The 21,664-nt window shown below is 44.3% G+C and carries 24 protein-coding genes and 3 tRNA genes; 18 read left to right on the top strand and 9 right to left on the bottom strand.

Going from position 1 to position 21,664, the window contains the following annotated elements; translation table 11 throughout:
* The first annotated feature begins 104 nt into the window (after nucleotides 1–104).
* The 7 genes from DN730_RS16170 to cobA all read left to right on the top strand — a co-directional run bounded on the left by DN730_RS16170 (nucleotide 105) and on the right by cobA (nucleotide 8,224).
* Entirely contained in the window at nucleotides 105–923 is an 819-nt protein-coding gene (locus tag DN730_RS16170; RefSeq protein ID WP_115469188.1) for a hypothetical protein, read from the top strand.
* Between the two features lie 104 nt (nucleotides 924–1,027).
* Nucleotides 1,028–3,721 (top strand): DNA translocase FtsK, encoded by a 2,694-nt coding sequence (locus tag DN730_RS16165; RefSeq protein ID WP_115469187.1) that lies wholly within the window; start codon nucleotides 1,028–1,030, stop codon nucleotides 3,719–3,721.
* Between the two features lie 22 nt (nucleotides 3,722–3,743).
* Nucleotides 3,744–4,349 (top strand): outer membrane lipoprotein periplasmic chaperone LolA, encoded by a 606-nt coding sequence (lolA, locus tag DN730_RS16160; RefSeq protein WP_115469186.1) that lies wholly within the window; start codon nucleotides 3,744–3,746, stop codon nucleotides 4,347–4,349.
* Nucleotides 4,350–4,352: 3 nt separating this feature from the next.
* Nucleotides 4,353–5,705: a replication-associated recombination protein A gene (locus tag DN730_RS16155; protein WP_115469185.1), complete on the top strand. Its 1,353-nt coding sequence runs from the start codon at nucleotides 4,353–4,355 to the stop codon at nucleotides 5,703–5,705.
* Complete coding sequence (gene crcB / locus DN730_RS16150; RefSeq protein ID WP_115469184.1) at nucleotides 5,702–6,073, top strand: fluoride efflux transporter CrcB; 372 nt, start codon at nucleotides 5,702–5,704, stop codon at nucleotides 6,071–6,073. The genes DN730_RS16155 and crcB overlap by 4 nt, the downstream gene beginning before the upstream one ends.
* 55 nt (nucleotides 6,074–6,128) lie before the next feature.
* Nucleotides 6,129–7,424 (top strand): serine--tRNA ligase, encoded by a 1,296-nt coding sequence (serS, locus tag DN730_RS16145; protein ID WP_115469183.1) that lies wholly within the window; start codon nucleotides 6,129–6,131, stop codon nucleotides 7,422–7,424.
* A gap of 59 nt (nucleotides 7,425–7,483) precedes the next feature.
* Entirely contained in the window at nucleotides 7,484–8,224 is a 741-nt protein-coding gene (gene cobA / locus DN730_RS16140) for a uroporphyrinogen-III C-methyltransferase (protein WP_115469182.1), read from the top strand.
* 53 nt (nucleotides 8,225–8,277) lie between these two features.
* Here cobA and DN730_RS16135 read toward each other — a convergent pair whose 3' ends face one another.
* The 6 genes from DN730_RS16135 to hpf all read right to left on the bottom strand — a co-directional run bounded on the left by DN730_RS16135 (nucleotide 8,278) and on the right by hpf (nucleotide 10,825).
* Nucleotides 8,278–8,598 carry a TusE/DsrC/DsvC family sulfur relay protein gene (locus DN730_RS16135; RefSeq protein ID WP_115469181.1) on the bottom strand — a complete coding sequence of 107 codons (321 nt, stop codon included), beginning with the start codon at nucleotides 8,596–8,598 and terminating at the stop codon, nucleotides 8,278–8,280.
* 3 nt (nucleotides 8,599–8,601) lie between these two features.
* Nucleotides 8,602–8,886 (bottom strand): DsrH/TusB family sulfur relay protein, encoded by a 285-nt coding sequence (locus DN730_RS16130; RefSeq protein WP_115469180.1) that lies wholly within the window; start codon nucleotides 8,884–8,886, stop codon nucleotides 8,602–8,604.
* 8 nt (nucleotides 8,887–8,894) lie between these two features.
* Nucleotides 8,895–9,239 (bottom strand): DsrE family protein, encoded by a 345-nt coding sequence (locus tag DN730_RS16125; RefSeq protein WP_115469179.1) that lies wholly within the window; start codon nucleotides 9,237–9,239, stop codon nucleotides 8,895–8,897.
* Nucleotide 9,240: 1 nt separating this feature from the next.
* Nucleotides 9,241–9,633, bottom strand: a complete 393-nt coding sequence (tusD, locus tag DN730_RS16120; RefSeq protein WP_115469178.1) for a sulfurtransferase complex subunit TusD — start codon at nucleotides 9,631–9,633, stop codon at nucleotides 9,241–9,243.
* An 81-nt stretch (nucleotides 9,634–9,714) separates the two neighbouring features.
* Nucleotides 9,715–10,371 (bottom strand): Bax inhibitor-1/YccA family protein, encoded by a 657-nt coding sequence (locus DN730_RS16115; protein ID WP_115469177.1) that lies wholly within the window; start codon nucleotides 10,369–10,371, stop codon nucleotides 9,715–9,717.
* Between the two features lie 136 nt (nucleotides 10,372–10,507).
* Nucleotides 10,508–10,825 (bottom strand): ribosome hibernation-promoting factor, HPF/YfiA family, encoded by a 318-nt coding sequence (hpf, locus tag DN730_RS16110; protein ID WP_115469176.1) that lies wholly within the window; start codon nucleotides 10,823–10,825, stop codon nucleotides 10,508–10,510.
* 321 nt (nucleotides 10,826–11,146) lie between these two features.
* On the opposite strand from hpf, the gene DN730_RS16105 reads away from it, so the two are divergent.
* The 8 genes from DN730_RS16105 to DN730_RS16070 all read left to right on the top strand — a co-directional run bounded on the left by DN730_RS16105 (nucleotide 11,147) and on the right by DN730_RS16070 (nucleotide 16,244).
* Nucleotides 11,147–11,911, top strand: coding sequence for a DnaT-like ssDNA-binding domain-containing protein (locus DN730_RS16105; protein WP_245957996.1), 765 nt, complete (start codon nucleotides 11,147–11,149; stop codon nucleotides 11,909–11,911).
* Nucleotides 11,817–12,626 carry a replication protein P gene (locus tag DN730_RS16100; RefSeq protein WP_245957995.1) on the top strand — a complete coding sequence of 270 codons (810 nt, stop codon included), beginning with the start codon at nucleotides 11,817–11,819 and terminating at the stop codon, nucleotides 12,624–12,626. Before DN730_RS16105 ends, DN730_RS16100 begins: the two co-directional genes overlap by 95 nt.
* Before the next feature lie 146 nt (nucleotides 12,627–12,772).
* Entirely contained in the window at nucleotides 12,773–13,414 is a 642-nt protein-coding gene (locus tag DN730_RS16095; protein ID WP_115469175.1) for a response regulator, read from the top strand.
* Between the two features lie 18 nt (nucleotides 13,415–13,432).
* The gene (gene uvrC / locus DN730_RS16090; protein WP_115469174.1) at nucleotides 13,433–15,250 is read left to right on the top strand and encodes an excinuclease ABC subunit UvrC; all 1,818 of its coding nucleotides are present in this window, start codon (nucleotides 13,433–13,435) and stop codon (nucleotides 15,248–15,250) included.
* Nucleotides 15,251–15,292: 42 nt separating this feature from the next.
* Nucleotides 15,293–15,853 (top strand): CDP-diacylglycerol--glycerol-3-phosphate 3-phosphatidyltransferase, encoded by a 561-nt coding sequence (pgsA, locus tag DN730_RS16085; protein WP_115469173.1) that lies wholly within the window; start codon nucleotides 15,293–15,295, stop codon nucleotides 15,851–15,853.
* Nucleotides 15,854–15,970: 117 nt separating this feature from the next.
* A tRNA-Gly gene (locus tag DN730_RS16080) sits at nucleotides 15,971–16,045 on the top strand.
* 25 nt (nucleotides 16,046–16,070) lie between these two features.
* Nucleotides 16,071–16,144 (top strand) — tRNA-Cys (locus DN730_RS16075).
* 13 nt (nucleotides 16,145–16,157) lie between these two features.
* Nucleotides 16,158–16,244 (top strand) — tRNA-Leu (locus DN730_RS16070).
* Nucleotides 16,245–16,571: 327 nt separating this feature from the next.
* Here DN730_RS16070 and DN730_RS16065 read toward each other — a convergent pair.
* Complete coding sequence (locus tag DN730_RS16065) at nucleotides 16,572–17,072, bottom strand: fascin domain-containing protein (protein ID WP_147290592.1); 501 nt, start codon at nucleotides 17,070–17,072, stop codon at nucleotides 16,572–16,574.
* Nucleotides 17,073–17,595: 523 nt separating this feature from the next.
* Here DN730_RS16065 and DN730_RS16060 point away from each other — a divergent pair.
* The 3 genes from DN730_RS16060 (at nucleotide 17,596) to DN730_RS16050 (ending at nucleotide 19,582) form a co-directional block, all read left to right on the top strand.
* Entirely contained in the window at nucleotides 17,596–18,981 is a 1,386-nt protein-coding gene (locus DN730_RS16060) for a DUF6161 domain-containing protein (RefSeq protein WP_115469171.1), read from the top strand.
* Nucleotides 18,982–19,103: 122 nt separating this feature from the next.
* Nucleotides 19,104–19,334: a KilA-N domain-containing protein gene (locus tag DN730_RS16055; RefSeq protein WP_158541230.1), complete on the top strand. Its 231-nt coding sequence runs from the start codon at nucleotides 19,104–19,106 to the stop codon at nucleotides 19,332–19,334.
* Nucleotides 19,316–19,582, top strand: coding sequence for a hypothetical protein (locus DN730_RS16050; protein ID WP_115469169.1), 267 nt, complete (start codon nucleotides 19,316–19,318; stop codon nucleotides 19,580–19,582). The genes DN730_RS16055 and DN730_RS16050 overlap by 19 nt, the downstream gene beginning before the upstream one ends.
* Nucleotides 19,583–19,703: 121 nt before the next feature.
* On the opposite strand, the gene DN730_RS16045 is transcribed toward DN730_RS16050, so the two are convergent.
* The gene (locus tag DN730_RS16045) at nucleotides 19,704–20,417 is read right to left on the bottom strand and encodes a hypothetical protein (RefSeq protein ID WP_115469168.1); all 714 of its coding nucleotides are present in this window, start codon (nucleotides 20,415–20,417) and stop codon (nucleotides 19,704–19,706) included.
* Between the two features lie 230 nt (nucleotides 20,418–20,647).
* Nucleotides 20,648–21,610 (bottom strand): hypothetical protein, encoded by a 963-nt coding sequence (locus DN730_RS16040; RefSeq protein ID WP_115469167.1) that lies wholly within the window; start codon nucleotides 21,608–21,610, stop codon nucleotides 20,648–20,650.
* Nucleotides 21,611–21,664: the final 54 nt, after the last annotated feature.

Genomic DNA, 21,664 nt, shown 5'->3' with positions numbered 1-21,664 from the left:
TAGTATATCTGAGTCGTTGATTTTTCAGCGTTTCTTGATTAGGTGCCAAAGCCTTTCAAATACGGTCAAAAGACCGAACATATAAAATTAAAGGGGAATCTTGAATGAAAGCGATTAAACTTGCTTCAGTTTTCGCGGTATCTGCTGTAGCAGCTGCTGTATCTACAACAACTATCGCCGCTGAGCCAGTATTCTCAGGTACAGCTGGTCTATCTTACAATGCAGAAAGTGGTGGCGAGTCTTGGTCTTCTGAAGGCGAAGTAAACATCATCGCTGACACTGGCGTTGTTTACTTTGATTTAGACATGAACACTGCTGCGGGCAACTTCGTACTTGATGAAGCGTACGTTAAGCAAGGTGCTGTATCTTTCGGTGATTTCGATGGTTCGATCTCTGACGACGCTCGTTACACTGCTGGCGTTTGGGAAGGAGGCGAGTACTCTGACGGTTCTGTAACTGACCTTGGTGTTCGTTACGTAGTTATGGACGGTCTAACTGTTGCTCTAGAAATGGACGAAGGTCATGACGGTGTAGGCGCAGCTGTTAAATACTCTCAAGATCTTAGCGGCATGACTCTTGGTCTTTCTGCTGGTTCTTTCAGCGGTGAAACACCTGCTGGCGTTAAAAACGAAACAACTAACTACTCTGTAGGTGTTAAAGCTCCTCTAGGTATGGCAACCGTTATCGCTTCTTACTCTGGCGGCGAAACTAACAGCGCTGATTTCTCTACTGCTGTTTTGGGTGCTGACGTTGCTGTTTCTGATGCGCTTTCTGTTTCTGCACAGTACTCTGCAGATCTTGAAAACGAACTAAACAACACTGAAATTACTGCATACTACACTGCTGGCGATATCACTTACTTCGCAACAAGCCTAACTGGTGATAAAGAAGCAACTACTCTAGGTGCATACGCTTCGTTCTAAGATTTCCCTATCTTAGTGAAAGCGAAAGCCAGCCCTTTGGGCTGGCTTTTTTTATGGTAAGCTAGCAACCTTATTTATGAACCCGTTACATTGGAAGGTGGCTTTTGACACAAGTAAGGAGTGAGTCAGTACGATCACCCATCTGGGGAACGTTTGCGAAGCAGGCGGCATTCATTGCTGCGTTGCTGTTTTTTCTTTTTTTTGCCTTTGCGACCTATACATATGATCCAGAGGATGCGGGATGGTTTTATTCTGGTAGTAATTCAATAACACAAAACTCAATGGGGCCTTTAGGGGCGGCGATGAGTGATGTGTTGTCTGCATTTTTTGGTAGCGTATTTTTTTCCTTACCCTTGTTGTTTCTGCTGGTTGCTTATATTTTGTGGCGCAACCCACATCATCTAATTCCTCTCAATAATGCTTTACTAACGAGTGTTGGATCGATTTTATACCTGAGCTTCGGATCAACATTGTGCTTCTTACATACAGTCGGTAACGCAGAATTACAGTTTGGCGCAGGTGGAATTCTAGGGCAGACCCTCGGGCAAACGCTGTATCATTGGCTAGGATATGATGGTGCCACGTTGGTCAGTCTGGCTTTGACGGTGCTGGCCTTTACTCTTTTGGCTCAAGTACATTGGTCTGCGTTGCTAGAGTTTGTTGGGGAGCGAGCTTATCGCATGTATGCGGCGGCGGTTGAGTATTTTTCCAATCGAGCCACAAAAAGGTCTTCTATTGAAGACCAGCCTGAAGAATCTGATCAACTAGATGAGCCTGCGATATTTAGGAAGCGGACTAAATCTGTAGAGTTAAGTGCATCTGAAGAAGTGCCGCACGTTGAAGACACGGATACGCCAAAAGAACCAAAAGTTTCTAAGATTAGTGGATTGTTGTCCAAGTTTAAGCGGGAATCAGAGAAAAAAGAACGTTCCAACACTGCTGATGAAACAGTTCGTGAGCATATTGACCCGAGTTTTGATGATCTGGACAGCTTTACTATTGATGACGAAGAGGTGTCGTTCAGTGACACGTTATACATTGAGGGGGATGAAGAAGCCCGGTCAGTCGATGATTCATTCTCTAGTGCTTTTTCATCAAACAACCACAAAGCACCTGCCGAAGAGCAAAATGATAGCGTTAGCCCTCCTTTAAAAAAGAATGGAACATCGGTGAGTGAGTTGGAGGAGCCAGTCCCTACAGTAATGCCTGAGCAGACTAAGATCCCACAACATAAACCGGCCGTTAAAACGTTGTCGGAAGCGAAACAACTGGATGGTTTGGGTGGACCATCCTCTGAAATTGAGCGAACGGAAGCGGCGTACACCTTGCCAGATCGCAGTGTATTGACGAAGCCGAAGCCCAAAAAAGGCGGTTATACAGAGGACGAGCTCTTGGCACTTTCAGAGCTCCTTGAGCAGCGACTTTTGGATTTTGGTGTAAAAGCGGAAGTCGTAGAGGTGAATCCCGGTCCTGTTATTACCCGTTTTGAGATTCAACCTGCTCCGGGTGTAAAAGTATCTCGTATTACCAATTTAGCAAAGGATTTAGCGCGCTCTCTTAGCGTAATGAGTGTCCGGGTGGTGGAGGTCATTGCAGGCAAGTCAACGATCGGTATCGAGATACCCAATCAAAATCGCGACACAGTGTATTTTTCTGAGGTCATCAATGTCGATATGTATGACCGTGCGAGCTCGCCTTTGACACTTTCTCTAGGCCATGATATCTCGGGTGAGCCCGTTGTTGTAGATTTGGCAAAAATGCCGCATGTGCTTGTTGCCGGTACGACAGGCTCCGGTAAGTCGGTTGGTGTTAATGCTATGATTTTGAGCATGCTTTTAAAATCGACACCAGACGAAGTTCGCATGATCATGGTTGATCCGAAGATGCTTGAGTTGTCAATCTATGAAGGGATTCCGCATCTTTTGACTCCTGTTATTACAGATATGAAGGACGCGGCTAACGGCTTACGATGGTCTGTAGATGAAATGGAGCGCCGCTACAAATTGATGTCGAAATTGGGTGTTCGAAACATTGCAGGTTACAACAAAAAAGTGCGTGAAGCGATTGCTGCAGGGACGCCAATTGAAGACCCTTTATGGCAACCTGAAATGGCCATGTTTTCTGAAGACGGTGTTGCTCGAACGGTCCCCCATTTAGAGCCACTACCTTATATTGTCATCATTGTAGATGAATTTGCAGATATGATGATGATAGTAGGTAAAAAGGTAGAGGAGCTTATTGCCCGTATTGCTCAGAAGGCTCGAGCGGCAGGCGTACATTTAGTATTGGCGACACAACGACCATCAGTGGATGTTATTACCGGGTTGATTAAAGCAAACATACCAACTCGCATGGCGTTTCAGGTGTCTTCAAAAATAGATTCTCGTACGATTCTTGACCAAGGTGGCGCTGATCAATTACTTGGTCAAGGTGATATGTTGTATCTACCAGCAGGTTTACCAACGCCTATTCGAGTTCATGGTGCCTTTGTCTCCGATGAAGAGGTTCATGCAGTGGTTGAAGAGTGGAAAGCGCGAGGGGAGCCTGAGTATATTAATGATATTGTCACTAATGTAGAAGAGACGGGTTCTGCTGGAAGTAGTGAAGATCAAGATCCACTTTATGACGAAGCTGTAAAAATTGTTACAGAAACACGTAAAGCGTCAATTTCCTCTATTCAGCGGCGCTTGAAAATTGGTTATAACCGAGCCGCAAACCTTGTTGAAGCCATGGAGTCTGCGGGCTTAGTGGGGCCAATGGGGACGAATGGTCAGCGTGATGTACTCATCCCCGAGTAGACGCAATATATTTGGAGTTTTCATGTATCGAATCGTATTAATTATTTTGTTGTGTTTGTCTGGCTCAGTGTGGGCGCAAACATCAAATTCAGACTTATCTGAATTGCTAGAAAACAATCGCAATGTCGAAGGGGAGTTCCGCCAAGTTACGTATAATGAGGGGGGGGAACAAGTTCAGGTGAGTGAAGGTGTGTTTCTATTAGCGGCACCCAATCGTTTTGTGTGGGATACGATTTCGCCTTTCCCTCAGCGTATTATTTCAGATGGCCAATTCGTGACAATATGGGATGTTGATCTAGAGCAAGCCACTCAAAAGCCTTTCGCGGGTACCGTTGGTAATTCCCCTGCCGCGTTGCTAGGTGATTCTGCTGATAATGTCTTAAGTCATTACTCGGTGACTCAAATAAGCGACGACAAATACCGCTTACAGCCGTTAGAGACTGATGACTTATTCAATACATTGACGCTCTCCTTTGCGAAAGGAATCATTGATGCAATGAGTATTAAAGATGTCTTGGGTCAGACTACCGTGATTGAATTTTCGAATGTTGATGCGCATGAGGGGGTTTCCGATGAGAACTTCAAAGTGGAACTTCCAGAGACGGTTGACCTAATCGTAGAGCAGTAGTCTATGAATGATTTGTTTTCTTCCCAAGATGTTGATTTTGCACAGCCATTAGCTGCTCGAATGCGGCCCAAGAACTTGACTGAATATGTCGGTCAAGAGCACTTGGTAGGCGAGGGAAAGCCACTGCGTAAAATGGTAGAGCGAAAGCAAGGACACTCTTTTATATTATGGGGCCCTCCGGGCGTTGGGAAGACTACTTTCGCACAGTTGTTTGCGCATTCTATGGATGCCAAATTTATCGAATTGTCGGCAGTAATGTCGGGGGTCAAAGAGATTCGTGCTGCCGTAGACGAAGCGAAGCAATGGCGCACAATGACACAAAAGTCGACGTTGCTATTTGTTGACGAAGTGCATCGGTTTAATAAATCTCAGCAAGATGCATTTTTACCATTTATCGAAGATGGAACCTTTCTATTTGTCGGTGCGACCACCGAAAACCCTGCTTTTGAATTAAATTCGGCGCTATTATCTAGAGCGCGAGTTTATCGTCTGCAGACTCCCAGTCAAGATCAGCTACTGCGTGCTATGAAGCGGGCTTTAACAGATGCAGAGCGTGGTTTAGGGACAAAGCAAATAGTGATCGGCGATGATTTGTTGGCAATTCTAGCGAATGCGGCAGATGGCGATGTACGGCGAAGCCTTAATTTTTTAGAGATATTGTCCGATTTTGTGGAAGAGGGTGAAACGGTCACTAAGGCTCACCTAGAAGATGTGCTTGTTGGAAGTGTACGTCGATACGACAAAAATGGTGACGTATTTTATGATCAGATTTCTGCTTTTCATAAATCTGTAAGGGGGTCATCGCCTGATGGGGCGTTGTATTGGATGGCGCGCATGTTAGATGGCGGCTGTGACCCTTTGTATATCGCTCGTCGCCTACTTGCAATCGCATCTGAAGATATTGGTAATGCTGATCCTAGAGCGCTTCAAATTGGCTTAAATGCGTGGGATATCTTTGAGCGAGTAGGCCCTAAAGAGGGAAATCGCGCGATTGCACAGGCGGCGGTGTATATGGCTTGCGCACCGAAGAGTAACGCTTTGTATATGGCGTTTAGCCAAATGCAAAGGGACGTGGCTAATCAGCCGACTTTTGAGGTGCCCAACCATCTTCGGAATGCACCAACGAGCTTGGCAAAGGAAATGGGCCATGGAGACGATTATCGTTATGCTCATAATGAGCCATATGGCTATGCGGCTGGGGATGCTTACTTACCCGTTGAAATGCATGGAGCGAAATATTATCAGCCTACGGACCGAGGGCTTGAGAAAAAGATAGGAGAAAAACTTGCTTGGTTAGCCGAGCAAGATCGCACAAGTCCACATCAGCGTTACTCGGAAGGAGAGGGGCTCGAATGATGTATATCATGATTGCGTTAGGAGGGGCTGTCGGAGCCTTGTGTCGATTTGGTGCAACAAAGTGGATTAATAATCTGTGGGGACAGCACTTTCCTCTTGCAACGATGTCGATTAACATCCTTGGCAGTTTTTTGATGGGGATGGCATTTGTTGTCATTAGTGAAAAAATGCCATCGCTCGAACCATTAAGACCATTGATAATGGTTGGCTTCTTGGGAGCATTTACGACCTTTTCTACATTTTCGTTGGAAATTGTCTCCCTTCTTAATCAGCAGGCTTGGCTAAGTGCTGTAAGCTATTTATCATTAAGCTGTTTGTTAGGTGTTTTAGCATTGATAGCTGGTATCGGACTAGCGCGTTTATTTTAGTCAATGTGCAAAGACACTTTTTTATCACCCAACTACATAAGGTTTTGTTGCAGCAATGTTAGACATTAAAGCTCTTCGAGCGGATCCAGAAGCGATTGCCGCGTTACTTAAGAAAAAAGGCTTTGATTTAGATGTCGCGACGTTCTCAGAGTTAGAAGAACGCCGTAAGTCTATTCAGATGGAAACCGAAAACCTGCAACAGTCACGCAACTCTGTCTCAAAACAAATTGGCTCCGCGATGAAAGCGGGCGATAAAGCGTTGGCGGATGATCTCAAAGCACAAACAGCGACTTTGGGTGATGACCTAGCAAAAGCGAAAGAGCAATTAAATGATGTTCAGAGTGAGCTTGAAGCATTGCTAGAGTCGATTCCAAATATTCCTCACTCTTCAGTTCCTGAGGGCGCGACGGAAGATGATAATGTCGAGGTTCGCCGTTGGGGGACGCATCGCACGTTTGATTTTGACATCAAAGATCATGTAGATGTCGGTGCAGAGCTTGGCATGTTGGACTTTGAGGTGGCAGCTAAGATAACGGGGTCCCGTTTCGCTGTTATGCGTTCTGATCTGGCGCGATTACACCGAGCTCTGACACAGTTCATGCTGAATACCCATATCGAAGAACATGGCTACTCTGAAGTCTATGTCCCTTACTTGGTGAATGCAGCATCATTGAAAGGCACAGGGCAGTTACCTAAATTTGAAGCAGACTTGTTTAAAGTACCAGTCGACAAAGATAGTGGTAATAGCGATCTCTATTTAATTCCTACTGCCGAAGTTCCTGTCACAAATATTGTACGGGATGAAATATTGAATGATGCTGAGTTGCACCAACAATATGTTGCGCACACACCTTGCTTCCGTAGTGAAGCAGGAAGTTATGGACGAGATACTCGAGGCATGATTCGCCAACATCAATTTGAAAAAGTTGAGCTGGTTCACGTATGTCGTCCTGATCGTTCTGAGGAGATCCTTGAACAGCTTGTTGGCCATGCTGAGGTGATCCTGCAAAAACTAAACTTACCATATCGAACGGTTATCCTTTGCGGTGGGGATTTAGGTTTCTCTGCCTATAAGACTTACGACATAGAAGTCTGGCTACCTGGACAACAGAAATTCCGTGAAATTTCCTCTTGCTCCAATATGGGGGATTTCCAAGCTCGACGTATGCAGGCTCGCTGGAGAAACCCAGAGACCGGTAAACCTGAACTGGCACACACTTTGAATGGTTCAGGTCTAGCAGTAGGCCGTACCTTGGTGGCTGTATTGGAAAACTACCAGAATGAAGATGGTAGTGTCACAGTGCCTGAGGTGCTCGTTCCTTATATGGGTGGAAAAACACAGATCGGTTAATGAGTTTTGACGATTTGAAAAGCCCCAATATGGGGCTTTTTATTTGAGACATTGGAATTATGACAGGTAAAGTATATTTAATTGGTGCTGGGCCAGGTGATCCGGATTTGTTGACAATCAAAGCCCATCGGTTGTTATTATCCGCTGATGTGGTGCTCTATGATCGTTTGGTTGGTGAGCAGATCATCGCCATGATCCCTGATACCGCTGAGAAGCTCTACGTTGGCAAAGAAAAATCGTTACATAGTCTGCCGCAAGGTGACATCAACGTATTATTGGCCTCAAAAGCAAAAGAAGGCAAAGTAGTCGTGCGCCTGAAAGGCGGGGATCCATTTATCTTTGGACGCGGTGGTGAGGAGCTGGAAGAGCTAGTCGAGGAGCAAGTACCCTTTGAGGTTGTGCCTGGTGTGACGGCAGCAGCAGGGTGTGCCGCCTATGCTGGTATACCACTTACACATCGTGATTACGCCCAGTCAGTACGCTTTCTAACGGGTCATCTAAAAGATGGCACGACGGAATTACCGTGGGACGAACTCGTTCATCCAGCCCAGACTTTGGTTATTTATATGGGCTTAACTGGACTGGAAACGATCGGACAGTCCTTAATCCGTTTTGGAATGAGGCCATCTATGCCCATCGCCATTGTAGAGAAGGGAACCTCGTCAGAACAAAGAGTATTCACGTCTACGATTAAAGATGTCTATCAAGTTGCGCAAGACAATAATGTGAAGTCGCCGGCACTATTGATCATCGGGGATGTTGTGACACTACAAAACAAGTTAGCGTGGTTTGATAACTAACTTTGATTCTCGTAATTGAAGATAGGAAAGGGCAGCCTGATGAGCTGCCTTTTTTATAGGCAATTTGCGGGTTTAGGCAAGCCGGCAATCTTCGCTGCAAGTTTTGGGGCGCTCCCTGGAAATAATTTCATAAGATAAATGCTTTTTCCTTTATCGCTGCCCAGCTCTTTACCCACTGCTTTTACTAGTGGACGCATCGCAGGTGATACTTCGAATTGTTCGTAAAATCGACGTAATAGTCGAATTACTTCCCAATGCTCTTGGGTTAAAGTGACGGACTCGCTGGCAGCGATGTCTTCGGCCAATTGTTCATTCCATTGAGAAACATCGAGTAAGTAGCCTTCTTCGTCAAATAGCTCGGAGGGAAGAGTCATAATTTACCAGCTGATTATTGTGTCGTGGGCGGTGGTTTGTGTTACCCATTCATCATCAGAAATAAGATGTCCGACGGTGGGTGAGATGCCATAGGCTAATACATCACTCTCGCGTAGAAAAATCTGAATATTTCTTTCTTGCAGTCGTGCTAAATCGGGTGCGTGTTGCGATGCCCTTAACACGCCAGCTTCAATTAATAGAACGGCATCGCCTGCCTGCAAACTGCCTTGCCAATCCTGCTCAACGGCAGCTGGGTAAATAGATTGGTTGATTTGATAGAGTGCCATATATTGCCCTAGAACCGATAGATATGTGTATGGTCACGGAGCATGGAGTGCCATGCGTCTTGACTAAGAGAAGTGATGCCGTCCCAAAGTTCTATGGTGCTATTATGCAGTTCATCTTCCTTAACATAGACATTGACAATATCGTAGAACTCCAGCCCATCGAGTAACTTATAAAGATGTTTCCCATGGCGCTGTAAAGGTGACTGGTTTATGTGTAATAGGCTTAACGCATCACCGGTCAAACATAAGCTGACATCTTGCTCAAATGTTCCTAACACCAAGGCGAGATCCAAGCCCTCTTTTAAAGCTAACGATGAATAGGTAGGTGAAGTAAGGTAAATCAACGTTTTCATCTCAGCGAAACCTCACTATTCGATCAGACTCACTGCTAAGGCTAATCAAAGTTCCGAGCCCTTCCAACTGATATGGTTTTGCAAGGTTTGATGTGTCCAACTCATAGCGCTTGGCTTCGGAGTCATTGACTATCCCACGGCGGATCGCAGCCGCGATACAGACATACAAAGGTATTTCATATTGAGTGGCAAAATCGGCCCACTCCTGACCAATGTGACACTCATCTCTTGGTGGCATCGCAAACTGGTTTGCTATGTATGTTGCGTCTTCATAGAAAAAAACACCAGCGAGAGAGTGATCACCTCCGCGCATCAGAGCGAGCGCGAAATCTAAAGCGCTATGGCACGCTTTAGTGGATGTTGGACTACCTGTAATGAACAAAGAAAATTTCATAGTGCTTTCGTTAAAGTCTTTTGGCGAATTTTACACATAAAAAAGGCCGCAGTCTGCGGCCTTTTAAAGAGAAAATCTTTACTAGTCGTCACTAGCCATACCAAAAAGAGACAGTAGGCTAAGGAACATATTATAAATGGAAACGTATAAGTTAACCGTTGCCATGATGTAATTCGTTTCACCACCACGAACAATTTCACTTGTCTGAAGCAGGATGACTGCCGCTGAGAACAAAGTAAAACCAACGGAGATGAATATTTGCAGTGCAGGAAGCTGAATGAAGAAGCCAGCGATCATCGCAAACAGTAGAGCGAAGAAACCAACCATCAAGAAGCCATTTAAGAAACTAAAATCCTTCTTAGAAATGATTGCGTAAGCTGACAAGCCTAAGAATGATAAACCCGTCATCCCAAGCGCACTCATAATAATACTTGTGCCGTTGGCCATGCTTAGATACGCATTAAGGATTGGACCAAGGGTTAACCCCATGAAACCAGTCAATGCAAATACGCAAAGCAGACCTGTCGCGCTGTTACGACATTTATGAGTAAGGAAAAGTAACCCGTAGAAGCCAACCAAAGTAATGATCAAACCAGGGTGTGGCAAGTTGAATGCCATACTGATCCCTGCCGTGAAAGCACTAAACAACAAGGTTAAAGAAAGCAAACCGTAGGTGTTGCGAAGCGTCTTGTTGGCCTCTTGGGACGTGTGTGTCGAAAGGGCATCTGTATAACGCATGTTAAGGTTCTCCTTATGAATAATACCTTTATAAGACAGACTATGCGGCCAGTAGTTCAAAACTTCAACTCATTTCGATACGACAATTAAAAACGCCTGCACAAGGCAGGCGTTTTCAGGTAAGGCAAGGTTATATTTAAGACGCTACAGTCGCTTTATGCGTGCCAGAAGCCTGTTTGGTTTTATGTTTATCAACTTGGCGCGCCAGCTTTTCAATCATGCTATCAATCGCGTGGAATAGGCGGTCTTCAGTGGAAGCCGTTGCAAAGAGTTCTTTGCCAGGTAAGTGAATTCGTGCTTCCGCTTTTTGTTCTTTACTGTCTTTCACTAGGGTCACATTGACGGAGGTAATTTGATCACTGAGCTTTGCTATTTTGTTCATTTTTTCGTTGATGTGATCTTTGATGGCTGGGGTGATGTCGACGTGATGACCAGTAATATTTATTGTGTACATACAACTTTCTCCTCAGTAAAGTTGGCCGACAATTAAGTTCGTAAGGGAGACAAACTTTACGGCACAATCCCAGCATAGAAGTGCGATATTGCCCTGTCAACTGTAATTCATGCTTTAGAAATTATTTTGCAATACGTTTGTGGTAGAGCAAAATGCATAGCTTGATTGGTACGCAAAACTAGAGTTATCGTGCTAATACGCGCACCATTTGATAGACTGAAAAACTACCAATTATTTTCTTTTATTTTTATGTCCGTTACCGATTTCACGTTACCGATCTCATTTAACCTAGCCGCTGAATTAGGGCTAGAAGAGTGCGTATTGCTGACTTTTCTTCGTCAGCGAGCGCACCATCTACGTACTCGACAAATGGTCATTTCACACCGTGATTTGGTTGATATGTTGCCGTTTTGGACGGCCCCTTATATCGTTCGACTTCTGACCAGCCTCCAAATGGCAGGGCATATTCAGTTTCGTAAAACTGATGTAGGTCTAGAGCTTTTACTAGAGCAAGAACGAAACGACAGCGAAAAAATTGAGAGTGTGAAACCCGCATCAAGAGATCATTTCAAGCGCCAATCTAATGAGAAAGAAGATGCTCTAGGCAAATTATCTCGTTTACAAAGCGAAGCCTCAAAAAAAGATCAGCCTCAGGCGACCTTCACAAATCGAAATCGTGTTTCGGAACCAGACAATCGTGGTGTGGCACCAATGCCTATGGCAGGTAAAGGCGATCGGCGAGGCGTTTCAGATTTCGATTTATACCTTGAAGCAAAAGAGCGCAACCGCCAACCCGATCAATGGCTACCTGAAGACGCTACATTCGAACAAATTCAACAGGCTGGTATTGAGCGAGCGTTCGCAGAGTCTTTGCTTGCGGAGTTCTTGCTTAGAATTAAAGAACAGCGTAAAAATGTTAGAACTTGGAACAGCGAATTTTTTAAATACGTGAAACGTCAATGGCAATACAAGCAATCGGATCGACAATCCTATGAAGGAACCTCAACAGCCTACTCGGCAAATTCTAAATCCAATCGCGAACAAGTCAGCAGCGCTCTCACAAACATCCACGACACAGACTGGTAGCGAGCGACCTGGGACGACCCAAGAGTCTCAAGAAGCTGATCAACGCACCCGAGTGTTGGTCAATATGCTTTTTGCACGCTTTAAAGCGATTTATACCCATAAGTTTGCGTCTGCTTATTCTACGACCGAAGAGGTGAAGCTGGCGAAGCGAGAGTGGGCGATAGCGTTAAAGGGATTCCAAGAGCCGCTGTTGGCATATGCCGTCGAGCGTACAAAAGAACGCTTTGCTTGGCCGCCAACCATTTCTGAGTTCTTGTCGGTTATTCATACCGCGTATCAAGCCTATGGTTTACCTGATCCTCGACGAGCTTACGCTGAAGCCTGCCAATGTCGGAGTGATCCGCGCCAATTTCACTGGTCTCACCCGGCGGTATTTTTTGCGGGAGCGGATACAGGATGGTATCGGCTCAGTACGGAAGACGAGAGAGTGACGTGGCCATTGTTTGAAAAAAGCTATATATCGCTAGTAGATAGAGTGATTAATGGTGAAAAACTGAAGATACCTTCAGTTGTGATGATAGAAGATAAAAAGTCTCCAGTGTTGGACGCATTGATTGCCAGCATTGCGAGTGATCTGAATGTTCCAGAGACGGATGTAGCCCCCCATTTGTATTACCTTTACAAAACTCCACGGACCAAAATTCGTGCGCAATATCGAGCTCGTGCGCAAGAAGCATTGAAGAAATTAGGCTATTCTGGAACGTTGCCGCAATAAATATAATGCGTTGGCGGATTAGTAAAACCATGTTGTAGCGTTCTTTTATTACAAAATGCTACCGATTGTGAAACTTATTTGCTTTTAGCAACTAACAGTAATCGGTAAGATGTGGCGTTATAGATTAAGCAGTTTGTGAGGTAGAGATGCGTAAGATTTTGATCGTTGATGATCACACTATGGTGTGTGAAGGGATCAAGCGTGTCATAGAAGACGTCGAAGGTGTCGAAGTATGGGGGGCAGTTCACAGTGGTGAAGATGCCTTGAAAGTGCTTCGTAAAGACCCTGTTGATATTGTCCTTATGGATGTGCATATGCCAGGGATTGGTGGTCTTGGGGCAACACGAGAAATAAAACGCTTATTCCCAAATGTTAAAGTGATCGCTTTATCAGGTACCGACGATGCACCATATCCTTCTAAAATGATGGAGGCCGGTGCAAGTGGTTATGTTGCTAAAGGGTCAGACATGCCCGAATTACTGGAAGCGATTGACGTCGTGCTCAAAGGCGAGCAATACCTTTCGAGGGTCGTGGCGCAAAAAGTGGCGTTGTCCCGCACCACTAAGAAAGGCGCCGAGTCACCCTTCGATGAATTATCTGACCGTGAACTGCAAGTTGCACAAATGATTGTAGACTGCGTAAAGACCAAAGACATTGCCGATAAGCTGAATGTTTCGGATAAGACTGTGAGCACTTTTCGCAAAAGAATATTCAATAAAGTAGGTGTTGAGAGCGATGTAGAGCTTGCACGCCTTGCTATGAGGTATAATGTACTTGGATTAATCTAAGTAGAAGGTAGTTATCAAGTGTCGCAAGACTTTGATCCAAAGCATTTCGTACAAAATCTTACTTCTCGCCCCGGTGTCTATCGGATGTATGGCAATGATGAGTTGCTTTATGTAGGGAAGGCCAAAAACCTAAAAAACCGTGTGTCGAGCTATTTTCGTGCGACTGGTTTGAGCACTAAAACAATGGCGCTTGTCAGTCGAATCGACGCCATTGAAGTGACTGTCACCAAAAGCGAGACGGAAGCGCTTTTGCTTGAGCAAACCCTCATTAAGCAACATCGTCCGCCCTACAATATTTTATTGCGTGATGATAAATCCTATCCCTATATATTGATTTCAAATCACCAACACCCCGCCATATTGTTTCGACGTGGTAACAAAAGCAAAGAAGGTAAGCTATACGGGCCGTATCCTAGTGGCAGTGCGGTTAAAGAAAGCATGATTACCATGCAGAAAGTATTCAAGGTCCGTCAATGTGAAGATTCCGTGTATACCAACCGTACACGCCCCTGTTTGCAGTACCAAATAAAGCGCTGTTCAGCGCCTTGTGTTGATCTTATTTCAGACGAAGAGTATCAAGAAGATGTTCGTCATGCGCGCATGTTTCTAGAAGGTAAAAATCAGGAGCTTACAGGCGAGATTACGCAACAGATGTCGATTGCGGCAAGCGATATGGAATTTGAACGAGCCGCTGCCTTGCGCGATCAAATTGTACAGCTTAAACATGTTCAAGAAGAGCAAAATGTCTACGGACAAACTGGCGATGCCGATGTGGTGGCAGCAATCATTCAGCCGGGTGGTTTGTGTGTTCACGTCATGATGGTTCGTCAAGGTAAGGTTGTAGGCAGTAAAAGTCATTACCCTAAAATGCCCATCGAAATTACCGAGTCAGAACTTATTTCGTCGATTCTAGCGCAGCTCTACATTGGCGGTATCAATGAATTGCCACGATCCATCATACTGAGCCATGCCATCGAAGATCAGGAAGCGATAGCAGAAGCTTTGTTTGAAACCAGCGGCAAAAAAATTGAAGTGACGTCCAGTGTAAGAGGGCAACGAGCCCGTTGGTTGGATCTCGCTAAGCTCAATGCTGAGCAGGGGCTTCAAGCCAGACTGAGCGATAAGCGTAACCACTTTAGCCGTATCACAGCGCTGCAAAAAGTGCTAGGTTTCAAAGAGCCACCGACTCATATGGAGTGTTTTGATATATCTCACTCTAGTGGTGAAGCGACAGTGGCCTCCTGTGTCGTATTCGGACCAGAAGGACCGGACAAAAAGCGCTATCGTTCATTTAACATCGAAGGCGTAGCCGCTGGGGACGACTATGGTGCGATGCATCAAGCACTCACTCGTCGCTACAAACGTGTCAAAGATGGCGAATTGCCACCTCCCGACGTACTGTTAATTGATGGTGGTAAAGGCCAATTAAAGCAAGCTCAAGATGTGCTAAAAGAATTAGGGTTGGTCGACATTTTTCTCCTCGGTGTAGCAAAAGGAGATACTCGTAAGCCGGGTTTGGAAACACTCTATATCGGCTCGAAGGAAGACGAAGTGGTCTTGCCACCTGATTCGTCTGCGCTACACCTGATCCAACACATTCGTGATGAGGCCCATCGCTTTGCGATTACCGCGCATCGCCGCCGCCGTGATAAAAAGCGTCGTCACTCTGCCTTAGAGAACATCCCAGGGATTGGGCCCAAACGTCGCAAAGAATTATTAACAGCGTTTGGCGGATATCAAGAGTTGTTGGCTGCAAGTCAGGCCGACATCGCTAAGGTCAAAGGTATTGGTGGAAATACGGCGCAAGAGATATACCTGTACCTCCATAAAAGTTAAGCTTAGCCGCAAGTTTATGTCACTTTCATTTTCAAGGCAGTTATGAACATACCAAATTTACTCACGTCGCTACGGATCCTACTAATACCTGTATTGGTGGTTATCTACTATCTACCCTTGGAAGGGCGTTTTTATCTCAGTGCAGGCGTGTTTGCCATCGCAGCGATTACTGATTGGCTAGATGGCTTCTTAGCTCGAAAGCTGAATCAAGCAACGCCGTTTGGTGCTTTCTTTGATCCCGTCGCGGATAAAGTCATGGTATCTGTGGCGCTGGTGCTTCTGGTTGCTGCGTATGACAATATCCTAATGACACTGGCGAGTGCGGTCATAGTAGGTCGAGAGATTGTGATTTCGGCATTGCGGGAATGGATGGCTGAAATGGGTAAGCGCGCCAGCGTTGCAGTGTCGTTTATCGGCAAAATCAAAACGACCATGCAGATGATTGCCATCTTTATACTACTTGGTAACCAGCCTGCAACCATGTGGGCAAACATAGGCGAAGGCGTACTCGTTGTCGCGGCGTTGCTGACACTTTGGTCGATGTATATCTACCTGAAAGCGGCTTGGCCCGAGCTGAAATCCCAGACACCGAACAAAGTTTAATCACTGTTGATCGCAGCGTGATCAATTTTATAAAAAGTTGCTAAGTTAGTTATTTATTTGGTTTTTTCTCTTGACGTGTGAAGCGAGTCCTATAAAATACGCTCCATCTTTTGAGACGCGGGAATAGCTCAGTGGTAGAGCACAACCTTGCCAAGGTTGGGGTCGCGAGTTCGAGCCTCGTTTCCCGCTCCATTCTCTAAAGATAAACTGATGATGAGGCCGGATGGCAGAGTGGTCATGCAGCGGACTGCAACTCCGTGTACGCCGGTTCGATTCCGACTCCGGCCTCCATTTCAGTTTAAATGCCCGGGTGGCGAAATTGGTAGACGCACAAGACTTAAAATCTTGCGATAGAAATATCGTACCGGTTCGATTCCGGTCCCGGGCACCATTTATGGTGCCTTTTTTGTTTTTATACCTTCCCTAACTTCTCTCTAAGCCAGTTGTACCAAGGCTTCTAGCTGTTTCCTGTTTTTTACACTCCCACATAGTTTTTCTAGTCTTATGGTGTCTTTTCTGAAGTTTGGCGCGCATTTAGCACACTAAACTGCGCACGTAATTTAGCATGCTGATTTGGAGGCTTTAGCGCACTAAAGCGCTAAGGTAACCATGAAGCAATGAAATGGCTTTAGATTTATAGTTAATCCTTGTGTCGCCAGTACTAAGAAGTTGAAATTCGCAGCCTAGTCTCTGCTAAGCTGCGTTCTTTGATAAGAAGTTAGCTGATATTCGGAGGTGGCAAAATCTCAAATGACTCATCTAAAGGAGGTTCGAATGAGGCGCCCCACACACAGCTTACCTTTCCGCAACCCAAACCATTGAAAGTGCTACAGCTGCTACTATCCATTTTGAGAAAAACATTAGGAAAGTGAGCGGACTCTATTGTTAAGCCTGTAAATGGTCCTTTTCCTTTGCTGATCTTGAATTTTTCCCATGGCCCGACCCCAAACTGACAGTTAACAACGCCTTCTCCTGGGTTGTCTTCACTTAGCCCTGTTCCATCCATTCGAAGGTAAACTCCAGGAAAATTAATCGAAGCGATGGCATAGGTTCCATCATCTTGAGGTTCTAAATGGAATTGCTCCCATGGTCCCTCGCTAACCTGACAGTTGACTTCTCCCGCCCCACTAGGGTTAAAGGATTTAACATCACTCCCATCCATCCTTAAAAATATGCCACCTATTTGATATGGTCCGATCGTCGTAGTTGGTAATCCCATAGTCTTATCCCTGTTGTTTGATAATTATTGCCACCCCTAAGGGTGAAAGTTGAATGTAGAACAGTGTAAAAAAATGTCAAATGTGTTTTGTGTCCTAGGATTATGAGCCGTGAGATGGCGTTTAGAAAAACTCTATTCTTTCGTACCATTATTACAGTTGAACAAGACCCTCCTGCTTTATATACCGATGCAATCGGCCTATGCACTCTCTACGATAAAGGGGATCATAGGTGTACTGAAGACCGAATTCGGTCGAGCCCATGCAACAATTTTTCATCTGACCCCAAATAGCTAGATAGTTGCTCCATTGCCATCAACACATTTAGATCCAAATCTATTTACGCAACCTTTTGTATTGCGCATAAGCGGGTTGCAGGTCCCGGTTGGGCTCGCTTTCATACTTAAATGTTTTGATAAATGCCACTTCTGAATTCGTTGCTATTCCTTTGCCTTGAGTTCTTAACAATATTAGGATGTCATTAAGTTAATTCAAATGAGTAAGCGGGCCGTAACTGGAGCAACTATGGAAAGTGGTTTAAAAATGGAAGAGCGGAATGATGGGATATCAGAAGTGATATCAATCACACTACCTCTCAATGACAACGATACTGGAATGACATTTCATGACGTAGAAACTTTGAAATCATTCTTAAAATCAGAAGAAGAAGCATGGAAGTGGTTGCAGCAAAGCAATAAATACCGTGATTATGCTACTCAGTTGCATCGCCGATTAAATGAACTATTTTTGCAGCCATTGAATACGCTCATGAAACAATGGGAGTCGGCAAATAAAGTTGAGATTGAAGGCAGCATTCAGAAAATATGCTTACATTTGAAGTACATAGATTTTCCATTTCACAATAGAAATATCGGTCGTTTTGTCCGTGACCAGCCAACTGAAATAGCTATCAATTTAGTTTACTTGCTGATGAGTGGAAGGCTCGATAGCGGGCTAGACTTAAGCAATACTATTGTCAGCGGGCTGTACCCACAGTCAAATTCAAGGCAATCGCAGCAGTTTGAACAGCTTAATCCATATCGATATCGTGCCGCTGTGTTGTTGGGTGATTACTACAAATTTGGAGTAGCATCTAGTGATGACTACCTCACTAATAGAATTGAAGAGCTTGAAGGAATCATGGAGGGGGCTCGAAAGAGTAATGAAAAGCTAACTGAATATTTTGCGGATCTTGAGGAGAGTGTGACTAATTGGTCATCTAAATTTGTTGAGTCAAATGAAAGCAAGCAGTCTGAGGTTGTTGCGCGTAGTGATAAATTTGCACGGAGGCTTGCCAGGGATTTAATTCGGAAAAGTTTAGACTTTAGAAAAAGTGTAGATGCGAAGTACGAGGAGAGCTTGCAGGTAGTCGAGCAAGCAAAAGACACCTACTTATCCCAAGTTGAGTTAGATGCATCAGTGCAGTACTGGAAAACAAAAGGTCAAATCCATAAACGCTCTAAAAATTCATGGATGGGTGGCCTTTTCTCATTAGTCGCAATGATTGCTCTTACCCCATATCTTTTGCACGGCCGCTTTAGTAGTGCTGATTCTACGGTTACAGCTGATAGTGCGGTAGGTGTTTTAAAAAGCTTAGGCACCAATCCTTTAGAGCTGGTTAGTACCATACTTGCAATATCGGCTATCAGTTATTTAATTAAGTTTTTCGCTAAACAGTACTCAACGCAGCAGCATCTATACTTAGAGGCCGAAGAGCGTAAGGTAATGCTTATGACCTATCTAGCGCTGATGAATGAGAACAAGCTCAAAGAACAAGAAGACCGGAAGGTTGCACTGGATACGCTTTTCCGCCCTGCACAGACAGGTATATTCAACGATGCGAGTCATAATATCGTTCCGTCTGACACTATCGTAAAAATATTTGAAAGGCAGTCATCTAAGCCTAATTAGTGTTCTATGTCGGGAGGGTAGCAGTGATGCAACACTTTTATGGGAAAGCCGCTTGCGGTTTCTTACAGTCGTTCTGAACCTCCTGACACCAATCATTTCAGAAAAATGCAAGGGGGCCAATGATGGCAAATCTAATTATCCTCTCGAAAGAAATCCGTACCTATCACGGAATGTACTCTCTTAACGATCTGCAACAAGCTAGTGGAGGGCAAGACAAATTTCGCCCAGCAAAGTTTCTTCGCCTAGATCAAACAAAAGGGCTGATTGAAGAAATGGTAGGTTGTCCAGATATGGACAACCTCGTGAAGACAGTTCGCGGAATAGGAGCTTGGGTATGCAAAGAACTGGTCTAAGCATACGCAATATGGATCAGCCCAAGTTTTTACCTCAAAGTAATCTGTGCATTCGATCAACTCCAAATATCGGATCAGAGCAATTGTCCGTACCGCAGGTGTTGGCCCGAACGTACCCGAAGAAATTACTCACACGCAATATCGTCATTTCAATGGATTTCAAACAACCTGTTGTGGTTATTCCAAACCAAGAAGTCAGTCGTATGATCGTTGCAGTTCGCACACCTTTTTATTTGACCTATAAATAACTATACAGGGGCTTCCGAGATGTCTGCGATTAAAACGGAGGCGAGTTCGCAGTCCTCCTTGATTGTGATTGAGAACTAAGCGGGATGCTTCATGGTTTGACTATGATTTTACGCTGACTCGTTAATAAGCTACTTGTAGTCTTTTGCTTGCTTGTAAAGAAGCATTTCTTGCCTGGCTTTCAAAATCCTTAAGAGGTTGAATGTTCATCCTAGCTGAAGTTAGTTCTTTTGTGGATACTTCATAAGGGTCATCAAACCATATAGACACAGCCTGAAATGCGCCATAGAGTTTGGCATCAATGTTCTGTTGAACAGGCTGTGATATGTGATTTAAAAGCTCAGCACTGTTGTCAAGCATGCTCTCATATATGCGGTAACTTTCCGATATATTAACTTTTATTGCTGAGTGGATCTTTTTATGGACCTTAAATTCAAGTTCATAAGTGTTAACCGCATTATCAATTAATGAATTGAAGTGAAAAGCTCTATCTTGAAGGCGCATAATAGTCGCAGTTGTAAGATTTGCTTGCTCCATAAGCTTGATTTTTAGCTGAATATTAGCTTGGTTTGTAGCGAATTTGAATTGCTTATTGCTAAGGTTGATTTGCTCATTCGTCTCTATCGATCTATGTACTAGCGAGATTATGGTGAGGATAGTAATACAGAATCCAGCGTACGCTAGCGAAACTTTAAACTGCTCCGGTGTATTCAGAATTACCGCTTTGCTAATGAAGCCTAGAGGCGTTAACCAATTGGTTAAAGCAATAGTGGTGATAACACTGAAAATTAGCCAGCAAGTAAATATGCGTGAACGGTGAAGTGGTAAAACAGACATTGCGATCTCTGCATTGGTTGTTGGCTCAGTTTACCAACAAAAATGTTCAGGATACAAAGCGAAAAAGCAGTCAAAGATAGATAAAGCTTTTTCTGTTATCAATCTAAGTCTTTGATTTAGTTGCTATATAATGGCCGTGATTTAAGTGCGTAAAACGTAAATGTTTTGTATTTGTATCATAGAGTTACGCATAAAATGCGGTTGCTTTGACATGGTAGATGCCTGACGGGCTAGCCCCATCGTTTTCTTTTTAGAGCATCTTGCTTTGATGTAAACTGAAGAGGAAAAAAATGGTGTAGATAAGGAACTACAACAGTTTTAGTTAACCCACGGCTCAATTCGTACTCGTGGCATTTTTCGACTAAGGATTCCAGCAATGTGCAGGCTAAGCGCATGTATCTAATGATATTAAAATTAAAATGACCCTTTCCATAATAAACATAGTTTTCTAGCTGTACGACATCTACGTACATATCTAGCCCACCTGTAATTGGGGATCTAACATATGAATTGGTTTCCGAATGGGTCAGGGTGTTCCATGCTTTAAATAGTCGTGCTTGCCTCACGTGTTCTCTTGATTGGTTTTCGTAAAGTCTGGCGATGTGGAGAACGATTTTAGTGAGTGGGTCTTTGGAGTCGTAATCGACAAAAGGCCCCCTTGGGTCTAAGTTTTGAGAAGCATCGTGTATTCTGTCTAAGTTATAATATCTGGTTTCCTTTGCGAATTCGGACAGTATTTCAATGGTTTGAAATTCCCATGTTTCGGGAGCAAAAATATCCTCGCATTCTACGTCGAGCAATTCTATTTGCTTTTGGTAGAGATCAACTAGGTTGTGCCCATAAGACCTGAGCTGTTTACTTGTTGGTGCCTGAAAGTCATTTTTTAGCATATGGTCAAGTGTTACCGTTAGCTTAAATAGCCTTTCTAAACCAATTGATAGCTGGAAAGCACCGCCGTAAAACTTTCCCTTTGAGTAATCGCAAAAATCTGCATTTGCAATTTCTTGTAGCCCACTTGTTAGCAGACTCTGAGCTAGTTGAGCTTCTTGTTCTAAATATCTGTAAAGTTCTGGTGGGGTCTCAATCACGTCAGCATTCCTCATTCCTTTGATGGTCGTTTGGTAATCCCCCCGAAAATTAACAGCAGCCAAAAGTAGAATTTTCTCGTAATCTAAACGCAGGAGGTTCTGCATGAAAAAGTCACGTTATACCGACAGCCAGATTATGGCGATTTTGAAACAAGCTGA

The organism is Marinomonas piezotolerans (genome assembly GCF_003362755.1).
Classification (GTDB): Bacteria; Pseudomonadota; Gammaproteobacteria; order Pseudomonadales; family Marinomonadaceae; genus Marinomonas; species Marinomonas piezotolerans.
Note: the sequence above shows the minus strand (reverse complement) of the source record. Positions and strands in the feature narration are given on the sequence as shown.